Here is a 16,986-nt window from a genome sequence, read left to right as displayed (position 1 = left end):
GCCGGAGGGACCACCGACATGAGCACCAGCACTGGCGCCGGCCGCGACACCGGCAAGCCGAGCAAGCAGATCCATCTCGCCGCCCACTTCCCAGGCGTCAACAACACCACCGTGTGGAGCGATCCCGCGGCCGGAAGTCACGTCGAGTTCAGCTCGTTCGCGCACTTCGCCCGCACCGCCGAACGCGCCAAGTTCGACTTCCTGTTCCTCGCCGAAGGGCTCCGCCTGCGCGAACAGGGCGGCAAGATATATGACTTGGATGTCGTGGGTCGCCCCGACACCTTCACCGTGCTGTCCGCACTCGCCGCCGTCACCGAACACCTCGGCCTCACCGGCACGATCAACTCCACGTTCAACGAGCCCTACGAGGTGGCCCGGCAGTTCGCCAGCCTCGATCACCTCTCCGGCGGGCGGGCGGCGTGGAACGTCGTCACCTCGTGGGACGCCTTCACGGGCGAGAACTTCCGGCGCGGTGGATTCCTTCCGCAGGAGGAGCGGTACTCCCGGGCCAAGGAGTTCCTCGCCACCGCCAACGAGCTGTTCGACTCATGGCGGGGCGACGAGATCGTGGCCGATCAGGGGACCGGCACCTTCCTCCGGGACGCGCGCGCCGGGTCCTTCGTGCACAGGGGGCAGCACTTCGACATCGAGGGGCAGTTCAACGTCCCGCGCAGCCCGCAGGGCCGACCGGTGATCTTCCAGGCCGGGGACTCCGACGACGGACGCGAGTTCGCGGCGGAGGGGGCCGACGCGATCTTCAGCCGCTACAGCACCCTCAAGGAGGGACAGGCGTTCTACACGGACGTCAAGCGCCGTCTCGCCCGTCACGGCCGCACCCCTGACCAGCTGCTGATCCTGCCCGCGGCGACCTTCGTCCTCGGCGACACGGACGCCGAGGCGCAGGAACTGTCCCGCGAGGTCCGCAGACAGCAGGTCAGCGGTGCCACCGCGATCAAGCACCTCGAGTTCGTCTGGAACCGCGACCTCTCCTCGTACGACCCCGAGGGCCCGCTTCCCGAGATCGACCCCGACCTCGGCGAACACACGGTCGCCCGCGGACGCGCCCAAGTGCGCATGTACCGGGACCCGCTGACCACGGCCCGGGAGTGGCGTGAACTCGCGGCTGCGAAGAACTGGTCGATCCGCGACCTCGTCATCGAGACCGGCAACCGCCAGGCCTTCGTCGGCTCCGCGGCCACCGTCGCGGCGACCATCGATGACTTCGTACAGGCCGATGCCGCCGACGGTTTCATCCTCGTCCCGCACATCACACCCGGCGGGCTGGACGCATTCGCCGACACGGTGGTTCCGCTCCTCCAGGAGCGCGGTGTGTTCCGCACGGAGTACGAGGGCACGACCCTGCGCGACCACCTCGGCCTGGCCCACCCCGGCGACGTGGTGGCCGAGCGGGCGGCATCGTGACGTCCCTCCGGCCCGACGCCCTCCCGGTGCCTGCCGAGCCCGCTTCGGTGCCGGTGAGCGTGCGGCGCCCGGCATCCGCCCCGACGATCAGCCGAGGAGCGCTCCCTCCCGGCTGAGGTCGTTAGGCTTCGGCCGTATGACCGACCGCTTCCTGGAACTCCTGCGCACCCGCCCCGAGCTGGCCGAGACGGCGGCCTTCCCCTTCAACTTCGATGTGAGCCGGGCCTCTCACGTCGAGGAAGTGCACCTTGCCTCCGGTGCGTCGCTGGAGCCGATCGCCGGCGACGACACCGGAGGCACGTTCTTCCTCTCCGGAGGGGCAGCCGTGCTGTACGCCTCGTCCGAAGGGGACGTGGTGCTCATCGCCGACAGCGTCGGCGAGGCGTTGGAGATGCAGATCCGGCTGCCCGAGTGGTGCGAGGACCTCACGGCGGAGCTGGACGAGGAGGCGATGCGTGCCGCGGTGCGCGCGTCCGACGACGAGGCACGCGAGGACTACGCGCCCGAACTGGACGCACAGCGGGCAGCGTTGATCAGTGGCCTGGGTCTTCCGGAGCGGCCGCTGGTCGAACTCTTCGCGATGGCGGAGTCGGCCGGCCGGCGCACCGAACCAGACCATCTCCTGCTCAATTCGGCGGAGTTGTGCGCGTACCGGCTGCACGACTCCTACCGGATGTGTCTGCGCGACGTCGTCCTCGTTCCGGGGCGGGAGGCGCTGCGGCGGATGCGCTCCGACGAGCTCGGAGCGCGGGAGGAGGCGGCAGCGGATGCGGTGCTGCGGGCGGGAGTCCTGAGGGCTGCGCAGTTCGACCGCCGTGAGGAAGACCTGCCGCTGCTGCGGCTGCTGCTGGAGGCCGAATGTGCCGTGCGGACCGAGCGGTTCGAAGAGCGGCGGCTGGCCGCGGTGCTCGTCGCCCTGCGGGGGCAGGACGAGGACGTCCCCCTGCTGCGGTCGGCCACTTCCGGTGTGGTCACCGACAGCGCCGGAGCCGTCGAGTGGGCCCGCGCCGAGGAGGCGCGGCGGTACGGGCGGGACATCGCGTCCGAGAGCGAGTTCACCTGGACCGACCTGGCGCACCGGCAAGGGCGCGTCGAGCACGCCCGGGTGGCGCTCATCCGGATGCTGGACGACACCGGACCGGACGCGGCGCGGCTCCGGGAGCTGAGCCGCGCACTGGAACGCATCGGCGATCACGCGCAGGCGGCCCGGGCCCAGTTCAACCTGCTGTCGCTCCAGGACTCGGCACGGGAACGGGCCTCGGAGGCGTACGTCCTCGCCCGTCTGGAGCGCGGCAAGGGCGACCTCGATGCTGCCGGCCGGGCTCTGGAGCGGGCGAGGGCGGCGGTCGGCCTCGGCGGTCCCGTGCCGGACGATGACGTGGCCGGGTGGCACAGGCGGGGGCTCGGCCGGCTCATCACGGAACAGCACCTGGAACTGGTACTCGCGGCGGCCGGGACGGGCGACACGGCACTCGCGCGCGCGACCATGGTGCACGCGAAGGCCCTGCTGGACACGATCGCCAAGGAGTCGGCCAAGGCGCTCAGCCCGCTGTCCACCCGGGCGAAACGGGCCATGGCCGGGCTGTGAGGGGGACAGCCCGGCTGTGCGGGGGACAGCCCTTAGGATGGCCGTTCCATTCGACGCACGGCGTGACGGGGATCAGCCCATGGGCAGCAGCACCAGGATCCGCCTGATCGACCCCGTCGATGCCGCCCCGATCGCCGCGCACCGGGTGCGCGACGTCGAGGCCTTCCGGCCGTGGGAACCGGCTCAGCCGGCCGACTACTTCACCCCGGAGGGCCAGGCCGAGCGGATCGACAGCCTGCTGGCCGGCTACCGGGCGGGCGCGGTCTGGCCGGGCGTGGTGCTCGCCGACGACCAGGTGATCGGGCAGATCACCGTCGGGGGCATCCTGCCGCAGCCGCACCTGCGCCGCGGCTCCGTCGGATACTGGATCACCGGTGCCGCCCAGAACCAGGGACACGCCGGGCGCGCCGTCGGGCTTGTGCTCCGGACGATGACGGACGAGCTCGGTCTGCACCGCGCCGAGGCGTCGACCAATCTGGAGAATCTCCCGTCGCAGCGGGTACTGCGCCGCAACGGGTTCAGCCCGTACGGCGTCGCGCACTCCTCGATCCTTCTCGACGGGAGCTGGCGTGACGGGCTGCTGTGGGAGCGGATCCTCGGCGACTGAAGGGCAGGTCTTCAGCGCCCGTCACTGATCCACGGCGGCAGCCGGTGCGGGCTCACCTGCCCGCGGCCCGTTGCCGGCCGAGGTCTCAACACCTGTGCTGCGAAGCTCACGAGCGACGGCGCGTGCCCCGTCCTCGCGTCCGTCACCCACTTCTCGTCTCCGGTGTCGGCGGTGAGCCGGGCCTGCTCGTCGGGGGACCGTCGCCGACCGGCGGGGCATGCGCTGCCGCGGGCATTGACGTTCACCGCGCGAGGCCCTGGCCCGGCGCCGGGCCTCCCGCGCCGGTCGCCCCCGCCCGCAGCCCATCCATCACGAGGTCGAGCAGCCGGGCGGCCCTCGGCTGCCAGTCGCTGTGCGGGTCGAGCTGCCACAGGCCGGCGATGGCGAGCACGAAGTCGTCGGGGGTCACCCCCGGGCGAATGGTGCCCGCCTCCTCGTTCGCGTTCAGCAGGAGCGTGATGCCGCGGGTCACCGGGTCGTGGCCCAACTGGGCCAGGCTGCCGCACCTGCTGGCGGTCGTGCGCAGCGCGTCGGCCAGTCCGGCCTTCGCCATGGCGTACTGCGCCAGCCGGTCCATCCACTCCCGCAGGGCCCGGTCGGGCGTCCGGGTCCTGAGCAGCTGGGCCGCGGTGTCGGCGACCTGCTGCATCTCGTAGCGGTACACCTCCAGGACTAGGGCCTCACGGTTGGGGAAGTTGCGGTAGAACGTGCCCTGGCCGACACCCGCCTTCTTGGCGATGGTGCTCACCGGGGCGTCCGCGGACCGCGTCAGTTCCTCAAGTGCGACAGCCAGGATGCGCTCGCGATTGCGTTGCGCGTCCGGACGTTGGGGCGCGTTCTTCTCGTCGTCCACGCCTCATCCTTCCGGAATCACGGCCAAGTCGACCTTGCTGGGCGGACAGTTGTCCGCTAGGTTCGACAGATAAGCGGACACCTGTCCGCTTGGCTCCACCATAGCGGTAGATCCGGCCATCGTGGCCGACCAGTGCGCCCAGTTGCCTGCCCGCATCCGCTCTCTCCCTCCCGGTACGGCTGCCGGGTTCGTCTCGTTCGACGCGCATAAGCAATGCGAAAGAAGGCTGATCATGGCCCCATCGACGTCCAGTGCCATCACCCTGAACATCAATGGCGAAAAATACACGTTGCCCGTGGACCACCGCACCACCCTGCTCGACGCCCTGCGCGAGCGCCTTGATCTGACCGGTACCAAGAAGGGCTGCGACCAGGGGCAGTGCGGTGCCTGCACGGTGCTGCTCGACGGGCGGCGGACCGTCTCCTGTCTGCAGCTCGCGGTCGCGGCCGAGGGGCGCGCGATCACCACCATCGAGGGCGTCGCCGACGGCGACCGGCTGCATCCGGTGCAGCAGGCCTTCCTCGACCTCGACGGCTACCAGTGCGGCTACTGCACCCCCGGTCAGATCTGTTCGGCGATCGCGGTGATCGAGGAACACGCGGCGGGCTGGCCGAGCGCCGTGACCGAGGACGTCCGGCCGGAAGCCGGGGCACCCGCTCTCACCGCGGAGGAGATCCGTGAGCGGATGAGCGGCAACCTCTGCCGCTGCGGGGCCTACATGTCGATCGTGCAGGCCGTGGCGCGCGCGGCCGAGGTGCCCGCGGCCGACATCAAGGAGACCGTGGCATGAGGGAATTCCGATACGAACGCGCTCTTGACGTCTCCGGAGCCGTGGCCCTGCTCGCGGAGGACCCCGGAGCGCGTCTCCTCGGCGGCGGCACCAATCTCGTCGACCTGATGAAGACCGGGGTGGAACGGCCGACGCTCCTCGTCGACGTCCAGGAGCTCCCCCTCGGCACAGTCGAGTTCACGCCCGGTGGCGGGCTCCGCATCGGTGCGACAGTCACCAACAGCGATCTCGCCGCCCATGCCGAAGTCCGCAGGCACTACCCGGCCCTCTCGCAAGCCCTTCTGGCCGGCGCCTCCGGGCAGCTGCGCAACATGGCGACCGTCGGCGGAAACCTGCTCCAGCGAACCCGCTGCGGCTACTTCGGCGACATCGCCAAGCCGTGCAACAAGCGCACCCCCGGCAGCGGTTGCCCCGCACGGGTGGGCGAGCACCACAACCATGCGATCCTCGGCGCCTCCGAGCACTGCGTGGCGACGCATCCCTCGGACATGGGGGTCGCGCTCGCGGCCTTCGACGCCGTCATCTCGTACGAAACGGCCGACGGACCGGGTGAGTTGCCGATCGCCGACTTCTATCTGCCGGTGGGGGAGACCCCGCACCTGGAAACAGCCCTTCCCTCCGGGGCGCTGATCACCGGCGTCACCGTGCCGCCGGCCGCCGTCGCCGCGCATTCCCGCTACCGGAAGGTGCGCGAACGCGCCTCCTTCGCGTTCGCGATCGGCTCCGTTGCCGCCGCGCTCGACGTCGAGGACGGTGTCGTACGCGAAGTGCGCCTGGCCTTCGGAGCGGTGGCGTCCAGGCCCTGGCGGGCCCGCGCGGCCGAACAGGCCCTGACCGGCGGCCCCGCGAACGCGGCGGCCTTCGCCGCCGCCGCGGACGCCGAGCTGGCGGCGGCCGAGCCCCTTGCGGAGAACGGATACAAGGTGACCTTGATGCGCAACCTCGTCACGACCGTGCTCACCGAACTCGCCGAGGAGTCCGCCCGATGACCACCACGACCGAGAACAGCAACGTGACGGGAGCGGTCGGCACCGCCCGTACCCGTGTGGAGGGCAGGGACAAGGTCACCGGCGCGGCCCGCTACGCCGGCGAGATCCCCTTCGCCGAACTCGCCCACGGCTGGCTGGTGCTGTCGACCGTCGCCCGCGGACGGATCCGGTCCGTGGAGGACGCCCCCGTCCGGGCCATGCCCGGGGTGCTCACCGTGCTCCACCACGAGAACGCGCCACGGGTCGACACCGCGTACATGGGCATGCTGGGACCGCCCAATCCGGTCGTCGGTATCTTCCAGCACGACCGGGTGCCCTTCATGGGCTGGCCCGTGGCGCTGGTCGTCGCCGAGACGTCCGAGCAGGCTCGGGAGGCCGCCGAGGCGCTGGTGGTGCGCTACGACGAGGAGCCGCACGACGTGGGCTTCTTCGCCGGCCACTCCGGTGCGTACACCCCCGGCCCCCGAACGATGGCCCAGGCCCAGACGCAGAAGGGGGACCTGGAGGCCCGGCTCCGGGAGGCGGCCTTCGTCGTGGACGAGGAGTACTCCACCCCGGAGGAGCACCACAACTCCATGGAGCCGCACGCCGCTACGGCCCGTTGGGAGGGGGGCCGGCTGGATGTCCTCGACTCCAATCAGGGCACCACCTGGGTGGCGAGCGAACTCGCCTCGATCTTCTCCCTCGACCCGGCCTCCGTCCGGGTGCGGTCCGAGCACGTCGGTGGCGGCTTCGGATCGAAGGGCCTGTCCCCGCACCAGGTGGCCGCCGTGATGGCGACCACCCTTCTCCACCGCCCTGTCCGCGTCGTACTGACGCGCCGCCAGATGTTCTCGCTGGTCGGCTTCCGCAGCCCCACCTCTCAGCGGGTCACGCTCGGAGCCGACGCCGGCGGCCGTCTGCGGGCCTTCGACCACCAGTCGCTGAGTCTCACGTCGACCGTGCACGAGTTCGTCGAACCGGGCGCCAACGTGGGACGCACCATGTACGACGCCGACGCTCATCGCACCGGGCACCGGTTGGTACGGCTCGATGTGCCGACCCCGACCTGGATGCGGGCGCCGGGTGAGACGCCGGGATCCTTCGCCCTCGAATCGGCCATCGACGAACTGGCCGAGAAGTGCGGTCTGGACCCGGTCGAGCTGCGAACGCGCAACCAGCCCACGGTGGGCCCCGTGTCGGGGCTGCCCTTCAGCCGCCGCAATCAGCTCGCCTGCTTCGAGGAAGGCGCGCGCCGCTTCGGCTGGGCCGGCCGGGACCCCCGTCCCGGGCTCCGCCGCGACGGGCGCTGGCTCATCGGGACCGGCATGGCGGCGGCGTCCTTCCCCGCGGGTGTCGGCCCGTCCACGGCGGCCGTCACCGCGCAGGAGGACGGAAGCTTCACCGTACGGATCAACGCCGCGGACATCGGGACCGGGGCGAGGACCGCCATGCTCTCCGTCGCCGCGGACGCGCTGCGGGTGGACCCGGCCCGGATCCGGGTACGCCTCGGGGACAGCGACCTCGGCCCGGCATGGATCGCCGGCGGGTCCATGGGCACCCGTTCCTGGGCCTGGGCGGTGCGGATGGCGGCGGACGAGCTGCGCGAACTGCTCGCGCTCGGCAGTTCCGTCCCGCCGGAGGGCCTCACCACCCGGTCGGACACCACCGAGGCCATCGGCGCCCTCGCGCAGAAGGAACGGCACGCCTACGGGGCGCAGTTCGCCGAGGCCGCCGTGGACACCAGCACCGGAGAGGTGCGCGTACGCAGACTGCTGGGCATCTTCGCAGCCGGGACCATCGTCAACCCGCTCACCGCCCGCAGCCAGCTCGTCGGCGGCATGACCTGGGGGCTGTCCATGGCTCTGCACGAGGAAGCGGTCCGCGACGCGGCGTCCGGCGGCTACGTCAACGCCGACCTGGCCGGCTATCACGTCGCCGCACACGCCGACGTGCCGCACATCGAGGCGGACTGGGTGGACGACCACGACCCCGACGACCCGGTCGGGATCAAGGGCATCGGTGAGATCGGCATCGTGGGTGTTGCCGCCGCGATCGCCAACGCGGTGTGGCACGCGACCGGTGTTCGTCACCGGCGCCTGCCGATCCGTCCCGACCGCGTCCTCACGGCTGCGGAGGAAGCCCGGGGTGCTTGACATCGCCGAGGCCCTGCACCGCTGGTCCGAGGAGGGGCGCGACTTCGCCGTCGCCACCGTGGTCGCGGTCGACGGCAGCGCACCAAGGGCCCCGGGCGCGGCCTTGGCCGTCGACAGCGAAGGCACAGCCATCGGTTCGGTCTCCGGCGGATGCGTGGAGGGTGCCGTGTACGAGCTGTGCGTCCAGGCCCTCCAGGACGGCCGGGCGGTGCGGGAGCGGTTCGGGTACAGCGACGAGGACGCCTTCGCCGTGGGGCTCACCTGCGGTGGCGTCATCGACGTCCTCGTCGTGCCGGTGCGCTCCGAAGAGCCGGTGCTCCGGGCGGCGTTGTCCGCGGCCGGCCGCGACGAGCCGGCAGCGCTCACCCGGGTGGTCCGGGGGCCGGGCGGACTGCTCGGCCGGCCGCTGCTGGTCCGGGGGGACGGATCGTACGAGGGCAGCCTCGACGGACGTCCGTCCCTGGACCGGAGGGCGGCAGCCGAAGCCCAAGCACTACTGGACGCCGGGCGCACCGGCACGGTGGAGATCGCGGAGGACGGGACCAGTTGCCCGGGCGGTCTGACGCTCTTCGTCGAGTCGAGTGTGCCGCCGCCCCGGATGATCGTGTTCGGCGCGGTGGACTTCGCCACGGCGCTGGTGAGGGTGGGCAAGTTCCTCGGCCACCATGTGACGGTGTGCGACGCCCGGCCCGTCTTCGCCACCCGCGCCCGCTTCCCCGAGGCGGACGAGGTGGTGGTCGACTGGCCGCACCGGTACCTGGGCAGCACCACCACCGACGAACGGACCGTCCTGTGCGTGCTCACCCATGACGCCAGGTTCGATATCCCCCTGCTGGAGACGGCATTGCGGCTGCCGGTCGCGTACGTCGGGGCCATGGGTTCGCGCCGCACCCACGCGGAACGTAACCACAAGCTGCGCGAAGCCGGGGTGAGCGAGGCCGAGTTGGGCCGTCTGCGCTCGCCGATAGGCCTCGATCTCGGCGCCCGTACGCCGGAGGAGACCGCCCTGTCCATCGCCGCGGAGATCGTGGCCGAGCGCCGGGGCGGCACGGGTGGTCCGTTGACCGGATCGCGGACGCCCATCCACCATGACGTCGCCGGGACCCTTCAGGCGCTGCCCTGACTGCCAGCGGGCCGGGACTGACTGCTGGTCATGCCCGGCCCGCCTCCGTCCCGTGCTCGGCCCCGCCCCCCGCCGTCCGCACCCCGTCCGGCCGTCCTCCTGGACGCGCCGGACGGGACGGTGTTCGGGCGAGTTCGTCGCTGCTCACAAATCTTCGGCTCCGCCGTCCCACCAGCCGAACAGCGGCCCACTGCTTTCCCGGCTACGCGTGACGGACGCCTGACGGCGGGCGAAGCCGGGTATCGCGGGGTTCCGCACGCTTGGACATGGGCATGCCATGACATGGCCGGGTCCGGCAGGCGTGAACCAGGAGGACGCAGTGCGGAACACAGGACGACTCCGTAGGACAACACTCACCCTCGCCGCGGCCGCGGTGCTGGTCGTCGCAGCGTCCGGCAGCGCCTTCGCCGGCGTGCCGGGCGCCCTGCCCGCGAACGCGGACGGGCTGGAGCAGACGTTCCAGCCCGCCTTCGACTACGACGGCGACGGCTGCTATCCGACACCGGCCATCGGTGCCGACGGGGGAGTGGCGCCCGGGCTGAAGACCACGGGCGCCGTCAACGGCAGCTGCCACGACGCATGGGACCTCGACAACACCAACGGATACGCGCGCTCCCTCTGCAACAACGGCTGGTGCGCCATCATGTACGGCCTCTACTTCGAGAAGGACCAAGCCGTGGCCGGAAGCGGTCTCGGCGGGCACCGGCACGACTGGGAGCACGTCGTGGTGTGGGTACAGGACAACGAGGCGAAGTACGTGTCCACCTCCGCCCACGGCGACTTCAACGTGTACGGCCGGGACGGGATGCTGTGGGACGGGACGCATCCCAAGGTCGTCTACCACAAGGACGGAATCGGGACCCACTGCTTCCGCCGCGCGACCAGCGGCGACGAGCCACCGGAGAACCACTACCACCAGTGGCAGTTCCCCGACCTGGTCGGCTGGAACGGCTACTCCGCCGGCATCCGGGAGAAGCTGGTCCAGGCCGACTTCGGCAGTGCCGTCTTCGGCCTGAAGGACGGCAACTTCGCCGGCCACCTCGCCAAGGCCAAGCCCGCCGGCATCCCCTTCGACCCATACGCCTGACAGCCGCGAACGGGCGGCGGAGTCGAGCGCCGCCCCACCGGTTCCGAGAGGACACGCATGCCCCGCAGCACCACCCGCATCGCACACCTGCGCGCGGCCGGAGTGAGTTTCGTCGTCGAGCTCCGCACTCCGTTGCCCCGCGTCCTGCACTGGGGCGAGGATCTCGGGGAGCTGACCGACGACGGTGTCGCGGCCCTCGCACTGACGGCGGACGCCGCCTCCCTCCACTGCGCGCTCGACGAGCCACGCCAGTTCACCCTGTGGCCCACCCAGGCGGATGGCTGGTCGGGCACCCCCGCCCAGGAGGGGCACCGGGCCGGGACGGCCACCACGCCCCGCGTCACGCTGACCGGCGCGGAGGTGAGCCCGGACGCGCTCGTCATCGCGCTCCGGGACGCCGACGGCGGCCTCGACCTCACCCTCACCTACCGGCTCGACCCGTCCGGCGTCCTGTGCGTGCGCACCCGGATGTCCTCCCCGGCCGATGCCCCGGGCCCCGCCCCGTACGACCTCGCCGCGACCACCACGCTGCTCCCGTTGCCCAACCGGGCCCAGGAGATCCTGGACTTCACCGGCAAGTGGTGCCGCGAACGCTCCCCGCAGCGAGGCCGCCTCGCCTTCGCCGGCCACGTCCGCGAGATCCGCAGGGGACGCCCCGGACTGGACGCACCCCATCTGCTGACGGTCGGCGTACCCGGATTCGGATTCCGTACAGGAGAGGTCTGGGCCCTGCACGTCGGCTGGAGCGGCAACCAGCGCTGGCTCGCCGAGCGGCTGCCGGAGGGCGCCGGGGTGCACGGCGGCGTCCTCGGCGGCGGCGAACTGCTCACGCCCGGCGAGATCCGGCTCGCCCCCGGCGACAGCTACACCTCGCCCGAGTGCTACTTCGCCTGGTCCGCAGACGGCCTGGACGGTCTCGCGGGCCGCTTCCACACCCTGCTCCGCTCCCGCCCCGGGCACCCCTCGTCACCGCGTCCGCTGACGCTGAACACCTGGGAGGCGGTCTACTTCGACCACCGCCCCGAACGGCTCCTCGCGCTGGCCGACGCCGCCGCCGAAGTCGGGGTGGAACGCCTCGTCCTGGACGACGGCTGGTTCCTCGGCCGCCGCGACGACACGGCCGGACTCGGCGACTGGACGGTCGACCCGCAGATGTGGCCCGAGGGGCTGGCGCCGCTGGCGGACCGGGTGCACGAGCACGGAATGGAGTTCGGGCTGTGGGTGGAACCGGAGATGGTGAACCTCCGCTCGCGCCTCGCGCGGGAGCATCCCGAATGGATCCTCGGCCCGACCGCGGGTCTGGGCCCGAGCTCTCGCCACCAGTTCGTGCTGAACGTGGCCCACGAGGAGGCGTTCGCCTATCTGCTGGAGTCGCTGGACGCCCTCGTCACCGAGTACCGCATCGACTACCTGAAGTGGGACCACAACCGGGAGCTGCACGAGGCGGTCCACCGCGGCGCGCACGGGGGTGACCGGCCGGGGGTGCACGCCCAGACACGGGCCCTGTACCGGCTGATGGACACACTCAGGTCCCGGCGCCCGGGCCTGGAGATCGAATCGTGCTCCAGCGGGGGCGGACGCGTCGACCTCGGCGTCCTCGCCCGCACCGACCGGGTGTGGGCCTCGGACTGCAACGACCCGGTGGAGCGCCAGGCCATCCAGCGCTGGACCGGGCAGTTGCTGCCACCCGAGCTGATCGGAGCCCACGTCGGGGGCCCGCGCAGCCATACGACGGGCCGGGCCACCGACGGCTCGTTCCGTCTGATCACCGCGCTGTTCGGACACGCGGGCATCGAGGACGACCTGACGGCGCGCACCCCCGCGGAACGGGAGGCGCTGACGCGGTGGGCGGCGCTCTACAAGGAGGTGCGGGGGCTGCTGCACGGCGGACGGGTCGTGCGGGCGGACCTCGACGACGACGCGACGTACCTGCACGGAGTCGTGGCCCCCGACGCCGCCGGCGCACTGTACTGCTGGGCACGCACGGAGACCTCCGTACCGGCCCAGTCGGGTCGCGTCCGCCTCCCGGGGCTGGCCCCGGGCCGGCCCTACCGGGTCCGCATCCGCACGGAGGCCGGGCTCCCCTCCATGCACCAGGTCGCCGCCCCGGCGTGGTACCGGGCGGCGCTCGGGGACTGGGTCCCGATGCCCGGCGCGGTACTGACCGGCGCGGGACTGCCCATGCCGACGCTCAACCCGGGGCAGGCGCTGCTGATCGAGGTCGCCGCACCGGACCCGCAGCAATGATCTGGCGCCGGTGGTCATCCGCCTGCCACCGAGGACGCCGTTAGGATCGGCGCGGAGTCGCGCCTCGGGCAGGACCCTTCGAGCCAGGGTTCACGAGGCGGCCAGGTCCGTCGTGCCTCAGCGCCCGACGTCCGATGCGACGAGAAGGGGACAACGGTGGACGAGGCCGTGGTGACAGCGCTGATCGCCGCGGGGGCCGCGATCGGCGGCGGCGGGCTGACGGGGGTGCTCACCCTCGCTGCCGCCAAGCGCCAGGCCGCGGCCGCCTGGGCCGCGGGCGAGCGTCAGGCGGCCGCCGCGTGGGAAGCCGGACGCCAACAAGCCGCCGCTGCCTGGGACGCCGGGCAGCTCCAGGCCACGGCTCAGATCGATGTCGCCCGCCGGACCCTCACCGAGCAGACGCTCGCGGGCCAGCGAGCGGTGCGGCGAGCGGCCTACGTCACGTATCTGAGCCGCACCGACAGTGCTCATCAGGCGCTCGCTGCATGGCAGAGCGCCATCGGCACCACGGACGAGGCATCTCGCCGGCGGGCGTACGACACCGCCATGGGCGCGCTGGGGGAGGCGCTCAACCTCGTACGGCTGGAAGGGCCGGCCCCTGTGGCCGCGGCGGCGGAGACCCTGCGGACCTCTCTCGGCAGCTCAGCCCATGGAACCCAACACTCCGTATCGCAGGCGGAGTTCCTGGACGCGGCCCGGGCCGCGCTCACCCCTGTGTAGTGCGTGCCGGGCGGATATGATCCGCAGTGCCCGAGATGATGGGGGGCCAGGTGCACCTGAAGGTGTCGTACGAGGACGAGCACGCCGACATCACTGTCGTACGGGTCGAAGGCGCGGACCCGGACGCCTGGCTCGACAGAGCCTCCGGACCGGAACTGCGCAAAGTGCTGATGCAGTTGGTCAACAAGGGGCGGCTGATGCTGGTCGTCGACCTGAGTGCGATGGGCTCTGTCGACTACTCGGCCTTCGCCATGCTGGGTGGGGTCTTCAAGCGTGTGCACTTCGATGGCGGGACCCTCCTGCTGGTCACCTCGAGCAAGCAGGCGCGTGGCATGCTGTCCAGGGTCGGCCTGCGCGCGGTCCTGTCCGTCCATGACACGGTGTCGGGCGCTGTCGCGGAGCTCGCCGCGGACTATGCGCAGCAGGGTGTCGAGGACCGGGCCCGCCGACGGCGCGCAATGGCGAAAGCCGTAGTCGCGTCGGGCGACCACACCTACGAGCACCTCTCCGAGGAGATCACGGTGGTGAGGGTCATGGGCGGACGGCCGGGCGGTGAGCTGGACGGCCGCACAGCGGCACCCATGCGCACGCTGATGGCCGACCTGGTGAGGCAGGGAAGGTGCCACCTGGTCATGGACCTGACTGATGTCGACTTCATTGACTCGACCGGAGTGGGTGTGTTCGTCGGCGGTCTGAAACGGGTACGCGCCTTCGACGGTCAGGTGGCGCTGGTCGTGACGGCCGAACACGTACGGAAGACGTTCCGGGTTACCGGGCTGATCAAGGTGTTTCCCATGTTCGACACGGTGGACCGCGGCGTCGAGTACATCGGCCGGGCGGTGGGCAAGACGCATGTCTGATGGTGCGGTGCGCGGGCGCACCGCCACCCAGTGGGACCCCGTGCGCCTCGGAGTGCACCACGCCCCCGGCCCGGACGGCGGCGCCGACCTGCCGCTGACGGAGTACCTTCCCCGTCCGCACGACGAGACCCTGCGGCAGCGGCTGGCCCGGACCGCGGCCACGAACGACGCCGTGTTCGTCCTGCTGGTGGGCCGTTCCGCGAGCGGCAAGACCCGTGCCGCCTACGAGGCGGTCGTGGCCGTCCTGCCCGACTGGCCTGTGGTGCACCCCGCGGATGCGGACGATCTGATGGCGGCGGACATCGGCCCCCGGACCGTGCTGTGGCTCGACGAGACGCAGCGCTATCTGAACGGCGTCTCGGGCGAGCGGGCGGCCAGGACGTTGAGCCGGCTGCTCGACCGGGTGGCGCCGCTCGCGGTGGTCGGCACCATGTGGCCGGAGCACCTGAGACGGCTGACCGAGAGCAGACGGGAGGGGGACGACGAAACTCCGTTCACCCGTGCTCTGCTGACGGGACGGCAGGCGATGATCACGGTGCCGGACACGCTGTCCGGTGATGCTCCGGCCGTGGCTGCCGCGGCGGCCCGCGATCCACGCATCGCCGCCGCCGTGCGGGCGGCCGGCCCCGGCCATCGGGTGTTGCAACACCTGACCGGAGGCCCGGAGTTGGTGCGTCGCTGGGACATGGGACCGGACCAGTGGTTCACCGCTCCCGAACACGCCGTGCTGACGGCGGCAGTGGAGGCGCGCAGGCTCGGTCACGCCAGCGCCGTCCCGGCGCGTCTGCTTCTGGAGGCAGCGGCCGGGTTCATGGACTCCACCGCCCGAGCGACCGCGGGCAGGGAATGGTTCCCCGCAGCCATCGGCGCGCTGACGACAGCTGGGCGCGGTCCGACGCCGCTGATCGCCGCCCGGCATGAGCCGGGCGTCGGCGACCCCGACAGCTACCGCCCGGACGACTACCTTGAGCAGCACATCCGCCGGGTCAGGGCACACCGGGCGCCACCGGCAGAGTTCTGGACCGGCGCCTCCTGGGCCAGGACCGCCGATGACCTCTACGCTTTCGGACGGGCCGCGGAGGAGCGGCGCCGCTACGGCTGTGCCGCCGCGCTGTACGAGACCGCCGTGAATCAGGGCCATGGCCGAGCCCGAGCCGCCTGGGCGGTTCTGCGGGAGACCACCGACGGCCGGGCCGCCGCCGAGGAGACGGCAGCGGCGGACCCCGTCGCCTGGGCGGCTCTCGCGGTGTCGAGGGAGGGCGGAGGCGGCAGGTCCGCCGCATTCGACGCCTACCGGCGCGCGGCCCAGGCGGGTGATACGTGGGCCTGGTCGGCCATGGCCCGGATCCGCGAGGAGGAGGGGGACCCGGCCGCCGCGGACGCCGTCGCGGCCCTGGCGGTGGCGGCGGGGCAGCCGATCGCCTGGCGGACGCTCGGCCGGATGCGCGCGGCCCGCGGCCCGGCGGCGGCGCAGGCGTTCGAACAGGCGGTAGCTTCCGGCGACGGATGGGGGCACATCGGTCTGGCGCAGGTCGCCGAACGGGCTGCTGACCTGCCCGAGGCGGTGGAGCACGCCACGCGAGCGGCCGAGGCGGGCGTCACGGCCGCGTGGGCGCGGCTGGTGCGGCTGCACTGGTCGCTCGGTGCCTCCGCGTCAGCCGTGGCCGCGGCCACCGGGGGCGCGACCAGCGGAAGCCCCGAGGGGTGGTCCCTGCTCGCCCGACTGCGCCGTTCGGACGGGGATGTCTCGGGGGCTGCTGCCGCTCATCGGGAGGCCGCGGCCCTCGGCGCCGGCGCGGCCTGGCGGGAACTGGCCCTGCTCGCCGAGTCGGACGGCGACGACGTCGCCGCCGAGGAGGCTGCGGCGCAGGCGGTGCGTGCCGGTGATCCGGAGGCCTGGACCGCTCTGGCCGAGGCCCGCGAGGAGCGCGGCGACGACACGGGCGCCGCACGTGCCGCAGCGGAGGCGGCGCGCGCCGGTGACGTGGAGGCTTGGATCATGCTGGCGCGCGGCCGGGAACGCGCTGGGGACACCGAGGGCGCGGAGGACGCAGCCGATCTGGCCGCGGACCGGGGGTCCCCCGCGGCGTGGGCGGCGCTGTCCCGGATGCGGGAGCGGACAGGGGACCGGGACGGATCCCGGAGAGCGGTGGTGCGGGCCGGGGCCCTCGGCGCCTCCGACGCCTGGACCGCACTGGGCCGCGTGCGAGAGGAACTGGGTGACACCGCCGCCGCCGAACGCGCATACGTCCGTGGTGGCGAGGCAGGTGACACGGAGGCGTACGCCGCGCTCGGCGCCCTGTACCTGGCACAGGGACGGCATGCCGAGGCGTGCGCCGGCTACCGGTCGGCTGTGGATGCGGGACTTCCCGACGCCTGGGAAGGGCTGTTGTCGGCGTTGGCGGTCCAGGCGCCCCGCGCGGCTTCGGCGCAGACGGTGGAGCGACTGCGCGCGACGGGACTGCCGGCGGAGTGGTGAGCGTCCGGCGCGAGGGGTGAAACGAGGCCCGTCCGCCCGGGAGGCCCCGCCTGCCGGCCCCGGTCCGCCCGCTCCGCCCCGCCCCG

13 protein-coding genes and 1 pseudogene are annotated in these 16,986 nt (G+C 72.3%); 13 read left to right on the top strand and 1 reads right to left on the bottom strand.

Annotation, left to right across the window (positions count from 1 at the left end):
* The first annotated feature begins 18 nt into the window (after positions 1-18).
* The 3 genes from OG538_RS01775 to OG538_RS01765 all read left to right on the top strand — a co-directional run bounded on the left by OG538_RS01775 (position 19) and on the right by OG538_RS01765 (position 3,617).
* Positions 19-1,422, top strand: a complete 1,404-nt coding sequence (locus OG538_RS01775) for an NtaA/DmoA family FMN-dependent monooxygenase (protein ID WP_406089416.1) — start codon at positions 19-21, stop codon at positions 1,420-1,422.
* A 136-nt stretch (positions 1,423-1,558) separates the two neighbouring features.
* Entirely contained in the window at positions 1,559-3,010 is a 1,452-nt protein-coding gene (locus OG538_RS01770) for a hypothetical protein (RefSeq protein WP_406089414.1), read from the top strand.
* A 79-nt stretch (positions 3,011-3,089) separates the two neighbouring features.
* Positions 3,090-3,617: a GNAT family N-acetyltransferase gene (locus OG538_RS01765; protein ID WP_406089412.1), complete on the top strand. Its 528-nt coding sequence runs from the start codon at positions 3,090-3,092 to the stop codon at positions 3,615-3,617.
* Between the two features lie 241 nt (positions 3,618-3,858).
* Here the strand turns inward: OG538_RS01765 and OG538_RS01760 are convergent, their stop codons facing one another.
* A complete protein-coding gene (locus tag OG538_RS01760) occupies positions 3,859-4,470 on the bottom strand; it encodes a TetR/AcrR family transcriptional regulator (protein ID WP_406089410.1) in 612 nt (203 codons plus the stop codon).
* A 232-nt stretch (positions 4,471-4,702) separates the two neighbouring features.
* Between OG538_RS01760 and OG538_RS01755 the strand changes: the two genes are divergently transcribed.
* The 10 genes and pseudogenes from OG538_RS01755 to OG538_RS01710 all read left to right on the top strand — a co-directional run bounded on the left by OG538_RS01755 (position 4,703) and on the right by OG538_RS01710 (position 16,900).
* On the top strand, positions 4,703-5,260 hold the full coding sequence (locus tag OG538_RS01755) for a (2Fe-2S)-binding protein (RefSeq protein WP_406089408.1): 558 nt from the start codon (positions 4,703-4,705) through the stop codon (positions 5,258-5,260).
* On the top strand, positions 5,257-6,249 hold the full coding sequence (locus OG538_RS01750; RefSeq protein ID WP_406089406.1) for an FAD binding domain-containing protein: 993 nt from the start codon (positions 5,257-5,259) through the stop codon (positions 6,247-6,249). Before OG538_RS01755 ends, OG538_RS01750 begins: the two co-directional genes overlap by 4 nt.
* Positions 6,246-8,384 (top strand): xanthine dehydrogenase family protein molybdopterin-binding subunit, encoded by a 2,139-nt coding sequence (locus tag OG538_RS01745; RefSeq protein WP_406089404.1) that lies wholly within the window; start codon positions 6,246-6,248, stop codon positions 8,382-8,384. Before OG538_RS01750 ends, OG538_RS01745 begins: the two co-directional genes overlap by 4 nt.
* Positions 8,377-9,507, top strand: a complete 1,131-nt coding sequence (locus tag OG538_RS01740) for an XdhC family protein (RefSeq protein WP_406089403.1) — start codon at positions 8,377-8,379, stop codon at positions 9,505-9,507. The genes OG538_RS01745 and OG538_RS01740 overlap by 8 nt, the downstream gene beginning before the upstream one ends.
* 319 nt (positions 9,508-9,826) lie before the next feature.
* Positions 9,827-10,594: an NPP1 family protein gene (locus OG538_RS01735; RefSeq protein WP_406089401.1), complete on the top strand. Its 768-nt coding sequence runs from the start codon at positions 9,827-9,829 to the stop codon at positions 10,592-10,594.
* A 57-nt stretch (positions 10,595-10,651) separates the two neighbouring features.
* On the top strand, positions 10,652-12,841 hold the full coding sequence (locus OG538_RS01730) for an alpha-galactosidase (RefSeq protein ID WP_406089399.1): 2,190 nt from the start codon (positions 10,652-10,654) through the stop codon (positions 12,839-12,841).
* 156 nt (positions 12,842-12,997) lie between these two features.
* Positions 12,998-13,561 carry a hypothetical protein gene (locus OG538_RS01725; RefSeq protein WP_406089397.1) on the top strand — a complete coding sequence of 188 codons (564 nt, stop codon included), beginning with the start codon at positions 12,998-13,000 and terminating at the stop codon, positions 13,559-13,561.
* Between the two features lie 35 nt (positions 13,562-13,596).
* Positions 13,597-13,938 (top strand): annotated as a pseudogene (locus OG538_RS01720) (STAS domain-containing protein); the annotation flags it as partial.
* Between the two features lie 156 nt (positions 13,939-14,094).
* Positions 14,095-14,421, top strand: coding sequence for an STAS domain-containing protein (locus tag OG538_RS01715; RefSeq protein WP_406099945.1), 327 nt, complete (start codon positions 14,095-14,097; stop codon positions 14,419-14,421).
* Positions 14,414-16,900 carry a hypothetical protein gene (locus tag OG538_RS01710; protein WP_406089395.1) on the top strand — a complete coding sequence of 829 codons (2,487 nt, stop codon included), beginning with the start codon at positions 14,414-14,416 and terminating at the stop codon, positions 16,898-16,900. The genes OG538_RS01715 and OG538_RS01710 overlap by 8 nt, the downstream gene beginning before the upstream one ends.
* Positions 16,901-16,986: the final 86 nt, after the last annotated feature.

This window comes from Streptomyces sp. NBC_01013 (genome assembly GCF_045162765.1).
In the GTDB taxonomy this organism is placed as follows: Bacteria; Actinomycetota; Actinomycetes; order Streptomycetales; family Streptomycetaceae; genus Streptomyces.
The sequence above is the reverse complement of the archived record's forward strand: the minus strand, read 5'-3'. Positions and strand labels throughout refer to the sequence as shown.